This window comes from Staphylococcus sp. HMSC067F07, assembly GCF_001837405.1.
Taxonomy (GTDB): Bacteria; Bacillota; Bacilli; order Staphylococcales; family Staphylococcaceae; genus Staphylococcus; species Staphylococcus capitis.
In genome coordinates this window covers 87,802-102,646 of sequence record NZ_KV832234.1, presented here as the reverse complement: position 1 = coordinate 102,646, position 14,845 = coordinate 87,802, and the positions used below count along the sequence as shown (strand labels likewise).

Genomic DNA, 14,845 nt, shown 5'->3' with positions numbered 1-14,845 from the left:
TGATATATGTAGGAGGTGATTTTTTTATGAAAATGTTATTCCAAGAGATAGTTAATTATGCTATAAAGCACGCTGCAAGTGATATACATTTTATTCCTACTGAGCACCATACTTTAATTAAACTAAGAATCAACGATCAACTTATTAATTACGATACACTGGCACATGCTATTTACAAAAAGTTACTTGTTTATATGAAGTTCAAATCAGGCTTAGATGTTTCGACCCAACAGCTAGCCCAAAGTGGAAGATATACTTATAAATTGCAAAATATGTATTACTTAAGAATCTCTACACTGCCTTTATCTTTAGGTAATGAAAGTTGCGTTATAAGAATCGTACCTCAATATTTCCAACAAAGACGTGACTCATATGAATTTAAAGATTTTAAGCACTTAATGAATAAAAAACAAGGATTATTACTTTTTAGTGGTCCAACTGGCTCTGGGAAAAGCACTTTAATGTATCAAATGGTAATGCATGCCCATCAAAATTTAAATTTAAATGTTATTTCAATTGAAGATCCTGTTGAGCAATTATTAGATGGGATAACTCAAATTTCAGTTAATGAAAAGGCCGGAATAAATTATACTAACTCTATTAAAGCCATACTTAGATGTGACCCTGATGTCATTTTGATTGGAGAAATTCGTGATGCTTATATTGCTAAATGTGTTATACAAGCAAGTCTAAGTGGTCATTTAGTGCTTACAACTTTACATGCCAATGATTGTAAAGGGGCTTTACTTCGTCTACTAGAAATGGGTGTAACAGTGCAAGAATTATGTCAATCTATAAATTTAATATCTAATCAAAGACTTATCACCACACAAACTAATACGCGTGAATTAGTTTGTGAAGTAATGAACCAAAATCAAGTAGAATACTTTTTTGAGCACAATCATGAACTACCAAATAGCTTCACTAAGCTGGCTACACATCTAACTAATCTATCTAAGGAAGGGGTAATTTGTGAAGAGGTTGTTAATAAGTATACTTAAACCTAACAGAAAAAAGAATCTTATCGAAGCTCAATCCATTGAACTACTTCAACGACTAAAACATTTATTTGAACATGGATTCACATTGTATGAGAGCTTTCAATTTCTAAATTTACACTTTATTTATAGAGATAAAAACATAAGTAAAATAATAATAGAATCTATTCAAGCAGGTGGAACATGTTATGAAGTATTGAAGATGATTGGTTACCCCGAAATTATACTTACTCAAGTAAAATTTGCAGAACAGTATGGAAATTTAGAAGTTGCTATGGCAGACGCCATTGAATATATGAGAAGAAACTTGAAGGCTAAAAAGGCATTTCTAAAAACTATTCAATATCCAATAGCGCTGATAAGTATATTTCTAATCATGCTAATCGTGTTAAATATGACTGTGATACCTCAATTTCAACAATTATACGCGACTATGAATGTTCAACTATCTACTTTACAAAATATACTTACCGTTTTCGTTACAAAGTTGCCTGCTTTTGTATTATTGCTTACATTTTGTTCAATTGTGATATATATAATTATTTATAAACTCCTAAACAAAATTCCCATAAATAAAAAAATAAAATATATAGTTAAAATCCCCTTTGTCAATTCTTACTATAAAATATTCAGAACTTATCAAATATCTAATGAACTCTCTCTTTTTTATAAAAATGGTATAAGCCTTCAACATATTGTTCATATATATAGAAATGAGCAAAACAATGAATTTTTTAAATATTTAGGTGACTACTTATTAGAAAGTATTGATAAAGGGATGTCACTACCGTCTATATTAAATAGCTTAAAATGCTTTCAACCTGATCTAATCAAATTTATTGAGCAAGGGGAAAAAAGCGGAAAACTAGATATTGAATTAAAGTTATATAGCCAAATGTTACTACATCATTTTGAAGATAAAGTTCTCAAGCAAACTAAATTTATTCAACCAGTCATTTTCTTTATATTAGGTCTATTTATAGTTTCTTTATATCTTGTAATCATGTTACCTATGTTTGAACTAATGCAAACCATCAAATAGGGAGGACTCTTAATGAAAATATTAAAAAAACTAAAAAAATCTAAAGCTTTCACTTTAATTGAAATGTTACTTGTTTTATTAATTATTAGTTTATTACTTATTTTAATTATACCTAATATTGCCAAACAAACAGCACATATCCAATCTACTGGTTGTGATGCTCAAGTAAAAATGGTAAATAGTCAAATTGAAGCATATACATTAAAGCATAATCGTAACCCTAATAATATTGAAGAATTAATTGCTGAAGGTTTTATAAAAGAAGGACAGAAAAATTGTAAATCCGGACAAACTATTAGTATTTCAAATGGTGAGGCTGTTGCGAACTAAACAATATAGTGCATTCACTCTAATTGAAATGATGTTGGTCTTATTTACCATTAGCGTTTTATTAATGACAACTTTATGGTCAAGAAGTTTTATGAACGTACAAATGATTAATGAAGAACATGAAATTAAACAATTCATTACTAGACTTAATTACTTTAAATCTAAAGCAATTGCCTCTCAAAGATCGATAGCCTTAGTTTTTACAAATAATTCAAATGTTATCCAAGTTGTAGAAGAAAAAGGGAGCAAATATAAATTTAAAGTCCCTCACGGGAAAATCACTAATATTGCTAGAATTAATACGTTGAATTTCAATAGAGAAGGAAATATTAACCGTTTTGGTTCTCTAACAATTGCAATGAATAAAGCTACCTATAAAATTATTTTACATATTGAAAAAGGACGTATTAGATATGTCAAAATTTAAACTAAGAGCTTCATTATTACTCGATAGTTTATTAGGTTTACTAATCATCGGATTAATCACACTTATTTTGATACCAACACTCTCCACAATGAATAATAACTATAATAATAACTTAAAAACCATAGAAATTAAAAAGTCTATTATTACCAGCTTGTATAAATATAGTAAGGAACAACTTAAACAAGGAGTTGTAATGGATCAATATGAAATACAACTATATCAAAAGAAAATATGTGGAAAAGATAGAGACTTTAACATTAAAACATGTGTTTCATTTGAATATTAAAGCCTTTACTTTCGTTGAAATACTCTTCGCATTATCAGTAACCTTATTATGTCTTTCTTTAACACCTAATATTATTAATCTCACTTCTTACTACCTACATTTAGCTAAAAATAATGATGATTTAGACTTTGAATTTTTTTGTAGAGATATTCTTAAAGATGTACAAACTTCCAAGTATTCGCCGAGTAAAGATAATGATTCAACAATCAAAATTAGAAAAAAGGATGAGGAAATTAGATATATCTATAATAATAAAAAAATATATAAAAATATCAATCAGAGAGGTAACATCACTCTATTAAACAATGTAGTTTCTTTCAAAATAATAAATACGAACAATAATATTTTAAAAATAAAAATAAAGCAAGTAGATACGAACTATTATAAAGAGAAAAACCTCTATTTATAGCCAAAAAGCGTTCATTAGTTTATATTTAGTAGTAATTTTTTCATTTTATTTATCAATTATATCTTTTTATATTACTCAATATGGTTTAAAATTAAAGACAATACATAACTTAGATATTTACTATAATAATGTTATTGTTAAAACATTAAAAAAGAGGTAGATTAGATTGATTAAAAGTAAAGCACCTATTATATTTGTTGGCTTCATGGGTACTGGTAAAACAACGATTGGACGATATCTTTCTGATTTACAAAATTTAAGTTATATAGACTTAGATGAATATATCGAGAGAAATGAAAACAAATCAATTCCCGATATATTTCAGGAACATGGAGAACAAAAATTCCGTGATTTAGAATTTAAGTATTTAAAAGAGTGTTTGAATACATTCGAAATTATATCTACTGGTGGAGGAATAATCGAAAATAAAGATTCTTTGAAACTACTTAAAAATGAAAAGAGTGTTATATGGCTTGATTGTGATATCAATGTTATTTATCGACGTATAGTTAGTGATCCTCATAGACCCAATGCTAAAGATAAATCTCTAGAACAATTAAATACCTTGTATTGTTCAAGGGTTTCAAGATATAATGAAACCGCATTCATGAAGGTGAATAGCGCACTCACTGTTTCTGAAATATATGAAAAGATTTTACAAAATTTATTTTGCGATTGATCAGTATTAGAGAGAATAAAGCTAAAACATATCTACATAATAATTAATTTAAGAATATTGTAAATATTTAGCTTTATCGCCGAAGGTGCAAGTTATTTAACGAAACTCTCAGGCAAAAGGATAATACTGTAACGCGTTCCTGGATGAATTATTTTAACAGGGTAGCTCTATGCTATACTGTTTTTTATTAAAAATAGGGGGTTTTCTAATGACAACTGAACTTAAAAAGACACCTTTATATCAAAACTACGTTGATAATGGTGCGAAAATAGTTGAATTCGGTGGATGGGCTATGCCTGTTCAATTCACTAGTATTAAAGAAGAACATAACGCTGTGAGATATGAAATTGGTCTTTTTGATGTAAGCCACATGGGAGAGATAGAAATTACTGGTAATGAAGCATTTAACTTTGTTCAGTATATTTTATCAAATGATGCTAACAATCTTACAGATACTAAAGCGATGTATACAGCTTTATGTAATGAAGAAGGTGGTATTATAGATGACTTAGTTACATACAAGTTAGCAGAAAACCACTTTTTATTAATAGTAAATGCGGCAAATACTGATAAAGATTTTAATTGGATTTCTAAGCAAAGTAGCAATTTTGATGTTAATGTGAATAATTCTTCAAATATATATGGTCAACTTGCTATTCAAGGACCAAAATCTAGACATCTTGTGAATGAACATACTGATGTGGATGTTAGTGACATGAGTATGTTTGAATTTAAACAAGATGTGAAGTTTTTTGATAAAAATATCATTCTTTCACAATCAGGCTATACAGGGGAAGATGGTTTCGAAATCTATTGTAAATCTGAAGACACAGTAGACATTTGGAATCAATTATTAGAATATGACGTTGTTCCTTGTGGTTTAGGTGCTCGTGATACTTTACGCCTTGAGGCAGGTTTACCTCTACATGGTCAAGATTTAACAGAATCTATTACTCCTTATGAAGGAGGTATTGCTTTTGCTGCTAAACCTCTTATTGAAGAAGAATTTATTGGCAAATCTGTTCTTAAAGATCAAAAAGAAAATGGTTCCACTAAAAGAACTGTTGGATTAGAGATAATAGGTAAAGGTATTGCTAGAACAGGTTACGAAGTATTTGATTTAGAAGGTAACCACATTGGAGAGGTAACATCCGGAACTCAATCTCCCTCTTCAGGTAAATCTATCGCACTAGCTATTATAAATAGAGATGCATTCGAAATGGGTAAAGAAGTGCTTATACAAGTTCGTAAGCGCCAAGTTAAAGCAAAAATTGTTAAGAAAAATCAAATTACTAAATAATACGGAGGGGTGTAAATAGTGAGTCATCGTTATATACCTTTAACAGATCAAGATAAACAAGAAATGCTAGATACTATTGGAGCAAAATCAATTTCAGAATTATTTGGTGATGTCCCAGCCGATATTTTATTAGATCGAAATTTAAATATTGCTAAGGGAGAGGCAGAAACTAGTTTAGTAAGAAGACTTAATCTTCTTGCCAATAGAAATATCACAAAAGAAACTCACGCTTCATTTTTAGGTGCTGGTGTATATGATCATTATGCTCCTGCAGTTGTAGATGCCATGATTTCTAGATCAGAATTTTATACTGCGTACACACCTTATCAACCTGAGATTTCTCAAGGTGAGTTACAAGCAATTTTTGAATTTCAAACTTTAATCTGTGAACTAACAGATATGGATGTTGCAAATTCATCTATGTATGATGGTATGACTAGTTTTGCTGAAGCTTGTATTTTAGCTTTCAGTCAGACTAAAAAGAATAAAGTTGTTGTTTCAAAAGGTTTACACTATCAAGCTTTACAAGTTTTACATACTTACGCTAAAACACGTAAAGAGTTTGAAGTAGTTGAAATCGATTTAAATGGAACAATAACTGATTTACAAAAATTAGAACAAGCAATTGATGATGATACTGCCGCAGTTGCAGTACAATATCCAAATTTTTATGGTTCAATTGAAGATCTTGAAAAAATAAATAGTTTTATTGCAGATAAAAAAGCATTATTTATAGTATATGCTAACCCTCTAGCTTTAGGTCTTTTAACACCACCAGGTACTTTTGGAGCGGATATAGTTGTTGGAGATACTCAACCGTTCGGTATACCAACACAATTTGGTGGACCTCATTGCGGCTATTTTGCTACAACTAAAAAGTTAATGCGTAAAGTACCTGGACGTTTAGTAGGTCAAACTCAGGATGATGAAGGCAATCGTGGATTTGTACTAACTTTACAAGCTAGAGAGCAGCATATTAGAAGAGATAAAGCGACTTCAAATATATGTTCTAACCAAGCACTTAATGCACTTGCATCTTCAATTGCTATGTCAGCTCTTGGTAAACAAGGTATATATGATATTGCTGTTCAAAATTTAAAACATGCTAATTATGCTAAACAACTATTTAAACATAAAGGCTTTGAGGTATTAGATGGTAATTCATTTAATGAATTTGTAGTTAAATTTGATGAACCTATTAAAGAAGTAAATTTAAAATTAGCTGACCAAGGTATTATTGGTGGTTTTGATTTAAGTGAAGTTTCTGATGACTTCAACAATCATATGCTAGTTGCCGTAACTGAATTAAGAACTAAAGAAGAAATTGATAATTTTGTTCAGAAAGCTGGTGAATTAAATGGTTAGTAAATCAAGTCCATTAATCTTTGAAAGATCCAAAAAAGGTAGATATGCGTATTCTTTACCTCAAAGTGATATTGAGGACATTACAATTTCCTCTGTATTAGATGACAAATATATTCGTAAAGATAAAGCCGAGTTTCCTGAGGTAGCTGAACTAGATTTAGTTCGACATTACACAGAACTCTCCAATAAAAATTTTGGTGTAGACACTGGTTTTTATCCATTGGGATCATGCACGATGAAATATAATCCTAAAGTTAATGAAAAAGTTGCTAGAATACCTGGATTTAGTGAATCTCATCCATTGCAAGAGGAAGAACACATTCAAGGTTCACTTGAAATTATTTATAGTTTGCAAGAAGAGCTAAAAGAAATTACAGGTATGGATGAAGTAACACTTCAACCAGCAGCAGGCGCGCACGGTGAATGGACAGCTCTCATGATTTTCAAAGCTTATCATGAGAATAATGGACAAGGACATAGAGATGAGGTTATTGTACCTGATTCTGCTCACGGTACAAACCCTGCTTCAGCCTCATTTGCCGGATTTAAATCAGTCACTGTTAAATCTAATGAGCGCGGAGAAGTAGATATTGATGATTTAAGAAGAGTTGTAAATGAGAATACAGCTGCTATCATGCTAACTAATCCAAATACATTAGGTATATTTGAGAAGAATATTATGGAAATTAGAGAAATCGTTCATGAAGCTGGTGGTCTACTTTATTACGATGGCGCAAATTTAAACGCAATAATGGATAAAGTTAGACCTGGAGACATGGGCTTTGATGCAGTTCATCTGAACTTACACAAAACGTTTACTGGACCTCATGGTGGCGGTGGCCCTGGTTCAGGACCAGTAGGTGTGGTAAAAGAGTTATCTAGCTACTTACCTAAGCCGATGGTCATTAAAGATGGCGAGTTCTATAAGTATGATAATAACATTGAAAACTCAATTGGAAGAGTTAAACCATTCTATGGTAACTTTGGTATTTATTTAAGAGCCTATACGTATATTAGAACTATGGGTGCTGAAGGACTTAAAGAAGTTTCAGAGGCTGCTGTGCTGAATGCTAATTATATTAAAGCACGTCTAAAAGACCATTTCGAAATCCCATATGACCAATATTGTAAACATGAGTTTGTTTTGAGCGGAACGAAACAAAAACAATTTGGCGTCCGTACATTAGATATGGCAAAAAGACTTTTAGATTTTGGAGTTCATCCTCCGACTATTTATTTCCCACTTAATGTTGAAGAGGGAATGATGATCGAACCTACAGAAACTGAATCTAAAGAAACATTAGATCATTTTGTAGATTCACTAATACAAATTTCTAATGAAGCGAAAGATAATCCTGATGTAGTGCTTGAAGCACCGCACACAACCATTATAGATAGATTAGACGAAACAACTGCAGCACGTAAGCCAATTCTTAAATTCGAAGATTTAAAACAAGAAAAAACAATTGAACATTAATATTGAAAATTAATTATACTTAAAATAGTAAAGCTCAATGATGTTTAAGCTATAATACATCATTGAGCTTTTTTCTCTTATTAAGCTAAATAACTTATTTTTCAAAAGATTATCTTTAAAGCCTAAATATTATTTTTTACTGCAATAATAAATACCCTTAAAAAGTTATAATTCAAATTACAACATTTCAAGGGTGAAAATTACTAGGCGAAACGATATGGTCGTAAAATTATTTCTTAGATTTAATTTTACCTGTCCATTTTTTGTATCCGCCTTTAAGCATGTATAAATCTTTATAGCCATTTTTTCTTAATATACGAGCAGCACGATAACTCGCTATTCCATTAGCATCACACAAATAAATTGGTTGGTCTTTTCTTAAACCTTGGTAACGTTGTTTAAAAGTTGTGATTGGAATGTTACGCGCACCATTAATATGACCATAATCATAATCCACTTTTTCTCTAACATCTATAACTTGAGCTTTTCTCAAGCCTTTGTGGAATTCATTTTGGTCTAATTCTTTAACAGCTCGTTTATTAAGAATTTGTTGGATGACCATATACGCAATGATAATCACGATGATTCCAATTGCAATGTACAAAGAGATACCCATCTTGCATCCTCCCTAATTAACCGATATTATAATTATAAGACTGTTAGGACAATTTATCAAAATATTTTTTCGGGTTAGTTTATGTTTAAATCATATAAACTAGATATATACAAATATACTTAATAGTTAAGTCTTTAAACATTTTGTTAGGGGTTTTTTTATGACTGAAACTTGGAACTTTATTAATACAGGAAGTCAAGATCCATATTATAATATGGCTATGGATGAAGCATTACTTAATTTTGTTTCTAGAGGAGAGATTGATCCTGTTATAAGATTTTATACGTGGAATCCTGCGACACTTTCCATTGGATATTTTCAAAGATTACAAAAAGAAATAGATATTGAAAAGGTTAATGAAAAAGGATTCGGTTTAGTTCGACGTCAAACAGGGGGGAGAGGCGTCTTACATGATAAAGAATTAACTTATAGCGTGATAGTTCCTGAGTCCCATCCAAATATGCCTTCAACAATTACAGAAGCCTATAGAGTGATTTCTCAAGGTTTATTAGAAGGGTTTAAAAATTTAGGGTTTGAGACATACTTTGCCGTTCCTCGTTCAAAGGAAGAGCGAGAAAAGTTAAAACAACCTAGAAGTTCAGTATGTTTTGATGCTCCGAGTTGGTATGAATTAGTCGTTGAAGGTAGAAAGATAGCAGGAAGTGCTCAAACAAGACAAAAAGGCGTCATTTTACAACATGGTTCAATTTTACAAGATATTGATATTGATGAACTATTTGATATGTTTATTTTCAAAAATGATAGACTTAAAGCTAAAATGAAGGAAGCTTTCGTTGAAAAAGCAGTGGCAATTAATGACATTTCTGACACTCATATTACTTTAAGTGAAATGGAAAAAGCCTTTGAAGAAGGGTTCAAGACTGGATTAAATATTGAGTTCAAACCTTTAGAATTATCAGAACAACAGCTTGCTGAGGTAAAAGAACTTGAAGAAAAATATCGTTCTGACGATTGGATGTTTCGTAAATAATATAAAAATAGCATTGAAGTATGCGAATTAAACTTGACTTCAATGCTATTTTTGTTTAATGCTTTCTATTTTTTCGTTTGTACTTTCGAGCAGCTCTCTTATACTTCCTTTGATCTTCAGTTAAGAAAAAGAAATAATAAATGAGATAAATGATTAAAGCTACTACTGCAAAACTTATTAAAGTCTTAATTATTGAAAAAAGAAATTCATCTAAATTCATTATTAATCCAAAAGCAGCAATAGCCAATATAATATAAAAGATGATATAACGCATCTAAAAACTCCTATTAACTACTAATATTTGAACTTACGGTAGTAAGTTTTTGTTGACCTTTTTTAATTTGTTTAGCGTCTTTTGATTGATAGCCGTTTCTAATTTTATTCATCGCACCTGATAAATCTTTATCAAATTTGCTAATCTCTTTTCTTTTCTGTTTATCTTCTTCAGAATTAGAATCATTGTCAACCGAACTTTTATAAGTTGAAAAAGCTTCATTAATTTTATTCGTAATTTTATCTAACTTATCTTGAATATCTTTTTTACCTTTGTTCTTTGTAACATCTGCCTCTATATTCTTATAATCTCCTATAGCCTCAGCTACTTTATCATAATAATTGGACGATGCTTTTAAATTTTTGATTTTCAATTTGTTAGAGGATGTCTTTTTACTATTTTCTTTATCTTGTTTTAATCCAGCAATTTTTGATTTTTGGTTACTTATATCTTGATTAAGTTGCTGTATATCTAACTTAAGTTGGTGATTATCATCTCGTAATTTAGTAGTCTTATCCTCTAATGGAGCCAAGTTTTGACTTCCACAACCTGCTAACAAACAAGATGCTCCTAGCACTAATATAAATTTTTTCATTGTATTCTCCCTAAACCAAAAACTATTATAATCGTTATTAATTATGCTATCATTTTAATGTATAAAATAAAAATGTACAAACGTTATCATTAGGAGTGATGCAAATGAATAAATTAAAACAAGTTCATGAAATCTTGGAGCATAAACGTTTGGATGCACTTATTGTTCTATCTGATTTTAATCGAAGATATCTTTCAGGATTCACGGGAACAAGTGGCGCTTTGATAATAACCCCTGATAAAAATTATCTTGTAACTGATTTTAGATATATTGAACAAGCGACTAATCAAGCAACTGAATTTGAAATTATTAATCGTCAAAGTGGGTTAATTTCAGAAATAAAACAAATATTAGAAAGTAAAAAGTTAACGAATGTCGGTTTTGAAGGACACTTTATTAGTTATGATACATATGTTGAACTTAATAAAGGTATAATTACTTTGATTAGTATAAGGGATTCTATTGATAAGATAAGAGAAGTGAAAAATAAAGAAGAAATTCAACTTATAAAAAAATCAGCAGAAATTGTGGATAAAACATATGAATATATTTTATCAATAGCAAAAGTGGGTATGAGTGAAAGAGAAATCAAAGCGCGCCTAGAAAGTAAAATGTTAGAATTAGGTGCCGATGGTCCATCTTTTGATACAATTGTAGCATCAGGTTATAGAGGCGCATTACCTCACGGAGTAGCTAGTGACAAACGCATCGAAAAAGGTGATATGATTACTTTAGATTTTGGAGCGTACTATCGTGGTTATTGTTCCGATATAACGCGTACTTTCGCTATAGGTGAACCTGATCCAAAGATGAAAGAAATATATGAAATCGTGCTACAATCTCAAATTAAGGCAATCGAAGAAATAAAACCTGGTATGACTGTTCAACAAGCTGACGCTTTATCAAGAGATTATATCGAGTCTCATGGTTATGGAAAGGAATTTGGTCATTCTCTTGGACATGGTATAGGTTTAGATATTCATGAAGGACCATTGCTATCTAAGAATAGCGAAGGTGAATTGAAAGTTAATAATTGTGTAACAATTGAACCAGGTATATATGTCGATGGACTTGGTGGCGTTAGAATAGAAGACGATATATTAATCACAGAAAATGGCTGTGATGTCTTTACTAAATGCACAAAAGACCTTATTATTTTAGAGTAAGCGCGTATAATTGAGGAGGAGACTGAATGATTTCAGTAAATGATTTTAAAACAGGCTTAACAATTTCTGTAGATAATGGAATTTGGAAAGTTATTGATTTCCAACACGTAAAACCAGGAAAAGGTTCTGCATTTGTTCGTTCTAAATTAAGAAACTTAAGAACAGGTGCTATCCAAGAAAAAACATTCCGAGCAGGAGAGAAAGTTGAACAGGCGATGATTGAAAACCGTCGCATGCAATATTTATATGCTGATGGAGATAATCATATTTTCATGGATAATGAAACTTTCGATCAAATCGAATTACCTGGTGATTATTTAAAAGATGAATTAAACTATTTAAAAGCAAATATGGAAGTTCAAGTTCAATCATATGAAGGAGAAATTATTGGAGTTGAATTACCTAAAACAGTTGAATTAGAAGTAACTGAAACTGAACCAGGTATTAAAGGTGATACAGCAACAGGCGCAACAAAATCTGCTACTGTAGAAACTGGATATACTTTAAATGTGCCTTTATTCGTTAATGAAGGAGATATTTTAGTAATTAATACAGGCGACGGAAGTTACATTTCTAGAGGCTAGACAAATTATACTTATTAACTATCCCCCCTTAAAGTGTACATTGAAATTGGTGTGCATTCTTAAGGGGGTTAATATTTTTTGGACTTTTACTTCAATAAAAGTAACATAAAATCAAAATTTATCCACCACTGAACATTTTAATTCATGTAGTAGTTTAATTTAACTTAGAATTATTAATCTGAACCACTATTTACCCAACCTCAGAATCATTTTGATAAGCATTCAAACGTCTTCGCATCATTATCGCTACAAAACTTACTAGAAAATATAATGGCATCTATATTTGAGTATATTTCTTGATTTAATTAATAATTATTACTAAACCCGTTTGTTGCAATTTTTGTTTTTTAAATTATTAGTTACTAAGCCTGTTATCTATGTTTCATCATATGAACATGCTTGAATTGAGTGAATGACTCAAGTAAAATAGACGGGTAGATGAAAACAAACCTAAGGAGTCAGTACGAAATGAACTTTAAAGAAATAAAAGAATTAATTGAAATTCTTGATCAATCTAATTTAACTGAAATTAACATTGAGGATAACAAAGGTAGCGTTGTTAATCTTAAAAAAGAGAAAGAAACTGAAATCATTACACCTCAAGTAGCTCAACAACCTGCACAACAGATTTCTCAACCACAAGCAGCGCCACAACCTCAATCAACTACTCAATCAGGGGAAGAAACTCAAGAATCTGCTAGTGATAATTACGAAACGATTAATGCGCCAATGGTTGGTACATTCTATAAATCACCTTCGCCAGAGGAAGATGCTTATGTTCAAGTAGGGGATAAAGTTTCAAACGACACAACTGTATGTATTCTTGAAGCAATGAAATTATTTAATGAGATACAAGCTGAAACATCAGGTGAGATCGTGGAAATCTTAGTAGAAGACGGACAAATGGTAGAGTATGGCCAGCCGTTATTTAAGGTGAAATAATGAATAAGATATTAATCGCAAACCGTGGGGAGATAGCTGTTAGAATAATCAGAGCTGCTCACGATTTAGGTATCCAAACAGTAGCTATTTATTCTGAAGGGGACAAAGATGCATTACATACTCAAATTGCTGATGAAGCATATTGCGTCGGTCCAACTTTATCTAAGGACTCTTATTTGAACATACCTAATATATTATCTATTGCGACTTCTACTGGTTGTGACGGAGTACATCCTGGTTATGGATTTTTAGCTGAAAATGGCGACTTTGCAGAATTATGTGAAGCATGTCAACTTAAATTCATTGGTCCAAGTTATGAATCTATTCAAAAAATGGGAATTAAAGACGTAGCTAAAGCAGAAATGATTAAAGCTAATGTACCTGTCGTACCTGGTAGTGAAGGACTTATCCAAAGTATCGATGATGCTAAGAAAGTAGCTAAAAAAATTGGTTATCCTGTAATAATTAAAGCTACTGCAGGTGGTGGCGGAAAAGGTATTCGTGTTGCACGTGACGAGAAAGAGCTTGAAACAGGTATTCGTATGACTCAACAAGAAGCAGAAACTGCCTTTGGTAACGGTGGTTTATACCTAGAGAAGTTTATCGAGAACTTTAGACATATTGAGATTCAAATTGTCGGAGATAGTTATGGTAATGTCATACATTTAGGTGAGCGTGATTGTACGATTCAACGTAGAATGCAAAAATTAGTTGAGGAAGCGCCTTCTCCCATTTTAAGTGAAGAAAAACGTCAAGAAATGGGAAATGCGGCTGTTAGAGCAGCTAAAGCAGTTAACTATGAGAACGCTGGTACGATAGAATTCATTTACGATCTTGATGATGATAATTTCTATTTCATGGAAATGAACACTCGTATTCAAGTAGAACATCCTGTTACTGAAATGGTCACTGGTGTGGATTTAGTTAAATTACAACTTAAAGTAGCTATGGGTGAAGCTTTACCATTCAAACAAGAGGATATTTCAATTAATGGCCACGCTATAGAATTCCGTATAAATGCTGAGAATCCATATAAAGACTTTATGCCTTCACCAGGTAAGATTACTCAATATTTAGCACCAGGCGGTTTTGGAGTGAGAATAGAATCAGCATGTTATACTAATTATACAATCCCTCCATATTATGATTCTATGGTAGCTAAACTTATTGTACATGAACCTACTAGGGATGAAGCCATTATGACTGGTATTCGTTCACTAAGTGAGTATCTTGTATTAGGAATAGATACTACTATTCCGTTCCACATTAGACTACTAAATAATGAAATCTTTAGAAGTGGTGAATTTAATACAAAATTCTTAGAAAAATACAATATTATGGATGATGATCAATAGGAGGTTATC

At 31.1% G+C, this 14,845-nt stretch carries 18 protein-coding genes and 1 riboswitch; of the genes, 15 read left to right on the top strand and 3 right to left on the bottom strand.

Annotation, left to right across the window (positions count from 1 at the left end):
• Window positions 1-26: 26 nt before the first annotated feature.
• From comGA to gcvPB, 10 genes are all read left to right on the top strand, one after another.
• On the top strand, window positions 27-1,001 hold the full coding sequence (gene comGA, locus HMPREF2706_RS03765; RefSeq protein ID WP_049427590.1) for a competence type IV pilus ATPase ComGA: 975 nt from the start codon (window positions 27-29) through the stop codon (window positions 999-1,001).
• Entirely contained in the window at window positions 973-2,040 is a 1,068-nt protein-coding gene (comGB, locus tag HMPREF2706_RS03760) for a competence type IV pilus assembly protein ComGB (RefSeq protein WP_070862199.1), read from the top strand. The genes comGA and comGB overlap by 29 nt, the downstream gene beginning before the upstream one ends.
• A gap of 18 nt (window positions 2,041-2,058) precedes the next feature.
• Window positions 2,059-2,370: a competence type IV pilus major pilin ComGC gene (gene comGC / locus HMPREF2706_RS03755; RefSeq protein WP_029625707.1), complete on the top strand. Its 312-nt coding sequence runs from the start codon at window positions 2,059-2,061 to the stop codon at window positions 2,368-2,370.
• Window positions 2,348-2,797, top strand: coding sequence for a competence type IV pilus minor pilin ComGD (gene comGD, locus HMPREF2706_RS03750; protein ID WP_162488576.1), 450 nt, complete (start codon window positions 2,348-2,350; stop codon window positions 2,795-2,797). Before comGC ends, comGD begins: the two co-directional genes overlap by 23 nt.
• Complete coding sequence (locus HMPREF2706_RS03745) at window positions 2,784-3,083, top strand: hypothetical protein (protein WP_070862198.1); 300 nt, start codon at window positions 2,784-2,786, stop codon at window positions 3,081-3,083. The genes comGD and HMPREF2706_RS03745 overlap by 14 nt, the downstream gene beginning before the upstream one ends.
• Window positions 3,001-3,492 (top strand): competence type IV pilus minor pilin ComGF, encoded by a 492-nt coding sequence (gene comGF, locus HMPREF2706_RS03740; RefSeq protein WP_070862197.1) that lies wholly within the window; start codon window positions 3,001-3,003, stop codon window positions 3,490-3,492. The genes HMPREF2706_RS03745 and comGF overlap by 83 nt, the downstream gene beginning before the upstream one ends.
• Before the next feature lie 160 nt (window positions 3,493-3,652).
• Window positions 3,653-4,171, top strand: a complete 519-nt coding sequence (locus HMPREF2706_RS03735; RefSeq protein ID WP_371106843.1) for a shikimate kinase — start codon at window positions 3,653-3,655, stop codon at window positions 4,169-4,171.
• Window positions 4,168-4,305, top strand: a riboswitch (glycine riboswitch). Its footprint overlaps the gene before it by 4 nt.
• A 74-nt stretch (window positions 4,306-4,379) precedes the next feature.
• A complete protein-coding gene (gcvT, locus tag HMPREF2706_RS03730) occupies window positions 4,380-5,471 on the top strand; it encodes a glycine cleavage system aminomethyltransferase GcvT (protein ID WP_049427596.1) in 1,092 nt (363 codons plus the stop codon).
• Window positions 5,472-5,489: 18 nt separating this feature from the next.
• Window positions 5,490-6,836, top strand: coding sequence for an aminomethyl-transferring glycine dehydrogenase subunit GcvPA (gcvPA, locus tag HMPREF2706_RS03725; protein ID WP_037549230.1), 1,347 nt, complete (start codon window positions 5,490-5,492; stop codon window positions 6,834-6,836).
• Entirely contained in the window at window positions 6,829-8,313 is a 1,485-nt protein-coding gene (gcvPB, locus tag HMPREF2706_RS03720) for an aminomethyl-transferring glycine dehydrogenase subunit GcvPB (protein ID WP_023350207.1), read from the top strand. The genes gcvPA and gcvPB overlap by 8 nt, the downstream gene beginning before the upstream one ends.
• Window positions 8,314-8,542: 229 nt before the next feature.
• On the opposite strand, the gene HMPREF2706_RS03715 is transcribed toward gcvPB, so the two are convergent.
• On the bottom strand, window positions 8,543-8,929 hold the full coding sequence (locus HMPREF2706_RS03715; protein WP_002433796.1) for a rhodanese-like domain-containing protein: 387 nt from the start codon (window positions 8,927-8,929) through the stop codon (window positions 8,543-8,545).
• Window positions 8,930-9,089: 160 nt separating this feature from the next.
• On the opposite strand from HMPREF2706_RS03715, the gene HMPREF2706_RS03710 reads away from it, so the two are divergent.
• The gene (locus HMPREF2706_RS03710) at window positions 9,090-9,920 is read left to right on the top strand and encodes a lipoate--protein ligase family protein (protein ID WP_002433604.1); all 831 of its coding nucleotides are present in this window, start codon (window positions 9,090-9,092) and stop codon (window positions 9,918-9,920) included.
• 55 nt (window positions 9,921-9,975) lie between these two features.
• Here the strand turns inward: HMPREF2706_RS03710 and HMPREF2706_RS03705 are convergent, their stop codons facing one another.
• Window positions 9,976-10,194, bottom strand: a complete 219-nt coding sequence (locus HMPREF2706_RS03705; protein WP_002433847.1) for an SA1362 family protein — start codon at window positions 10,192-10,194, stop codon at window positions 9,976-9,978.
• 13 nt (window positions 10,195-10,207) lie between these two features.
• A complete protein-coding gene (locus HMPREF2706_RS03700) occupies window positions 10,208-10,789 on the bottom strand; it encodes a hypothetical protein (RefSeq protein ID WP_037549228.1) in 582 nt (193 codons plus the stop codon).
• Between the two features lie 104 nt (window positions 10,790-10,893).
• On the opposite strand from HMPREF2706_RS03700, the gene HMPREF2706_RS03695 reads away from it, so the two are divergent.
• From HMPREF2706_RS03695 to accC, 4 genes are all read left to right on the top strand, one after another.
• Window positions 10,894-11,955 carry a M24 family metallopeptidase gene (locus tag HMPREF2706_RS03695; protein ID WP_064212361.1) on the top strand — a complete coding sequence of 354 codons (1,062 nt, stop codon included), beginning with the start codon at window positions 10,894-10,896 and terminating at the stop codon, window positions 11,953-11,955.
• A gap of 26 nt (window positions 11,956-11,981) precedes the next feature.
• Window positions 11,982-12,539 (top strand): elongation factor P, encoded by a 558-nt coding sequence (gene efp, locus HMPREF2706_RS03690; protein ID WP_002433618.1) that lies wholly within the window; start codon window positions 11,982-11,984, stop codon window positions 12,537-12,539.
• Window positions 12,540-13,007: 468 nt separating this feature from the next.
• Complete coding sequence (gene accB / locus HMPREF2706_RS03685) at window positions 13,008-13,481, top strand: acetyl-CoA carboxylase biotin carboxyl carrier protein (protein WP_002433598.1); 474 nt, start codon at window positions 13,008-13,010, stop codon at window positions 13,479-13,481.
• Entirely contained in the window at window positions 13,481-14,836 is a 1,356-nt protein-coding gene (accC, locus tag HMPREF2706_RS03680; protein WP_070862196.1) for an acetyl-CoA carboxylase biotin carboxylase subunit, read from the top strand. The genes accB and accC overlap by 1 nt, the downstream gene beginning before the upstream one ends.
• Window positions 14,837-14,845: the final 9 nt, after the last annotated feature.

Coding starts and splice junctions, on each gene's coding strand:
- comGA (WP_049427590.1), top strand. CDS start 27: ATGAAAATGTTATTCCAAGAGATAGTTAATTATGCTATAAAGCACGCT.
- HMPREF2706_RS03695 (WP_064212361.1), top strand. CDS start 10,894: ATGAATAAATTAAAACAAGTTCATGAAATCTTGGAGCATAAACGTTTG.
- comGD (WP_162488576.1), top strand. CDS start 2,348: ATGGTGAGGCTGTTGCGAACTAAACAATATAGTGCATTCACTCTAATT.
- efp (WP_002433618.1), top strand. CDS start 11,982: ATGATTTCAGTAAATGATTTTAAAACAGGCTTAACAATTTCTGTAGAT.
- comGF (WP_070862197.1), top strand. CDS start 3,001: ATGAAATACAACTATATCAAAAGAAAATATGTGGAAAAGATAGAGACT.
- HMPREF2706_RS03715 (WP_002433796.1), bottom strand. CDS start 8,929: ATGGGTATCTCTTTGTACATTGCAATTGGAATCATCGTGATTATCATT.
- accB (WP_002433598.1), top strand. CDS start 13,008: ATGAACTTTAAAGAAATAAAAGAATTAATTGAAATTCTTGATCAATCT.
- gcvPB (WP_023350207.1), top strand. CDS start 6,829: ATGGTTAGTAAATCAAGTCCATTAATCTTTGAAAGATCCAAAAAAGGT.
- HMPREF2706_RS03710 (WP_002433604.1), top strand. CDS start 9,090: ATGACTGAAACTTGGAACTTTATTAATACAGGAAGTCAAGATCCATAT.
- accC (WP_070862196.1), top strand. CDS start 13,481: ATGAATAAGATATTAATCGCAAACCGTGGGGAGATAGCTGTTAGAATA.
- HMPREF2706_RS03700 (WP_037549228.1), bottom strand. CDS start 10,789: ATGAAAAAATTTATATTAGTGCTAGGAGCATCTTGTTTGTTAGCAGGT.
- HMPREF2706_RS03705 (WP_002433847.1), bottom strand. CDS start 10,194: ATGCGTTATATCATCTTTTATATTATATTGGCTATTGCTGCTTTTGGA.
- gcvT (WP_049427596.1), top strand. CDS start 4,380: ATGACAACTGAACTTAAAAAGACACCTTTATATCAAAACTACGTTGAT.
- HMPREF2706_RS03745 (WP_070862198.1), top strand. CDS start 2,784: ATGTCAAAATTTAAACTAAGAGCTTCATTATTACTCGATAGTTTATTA.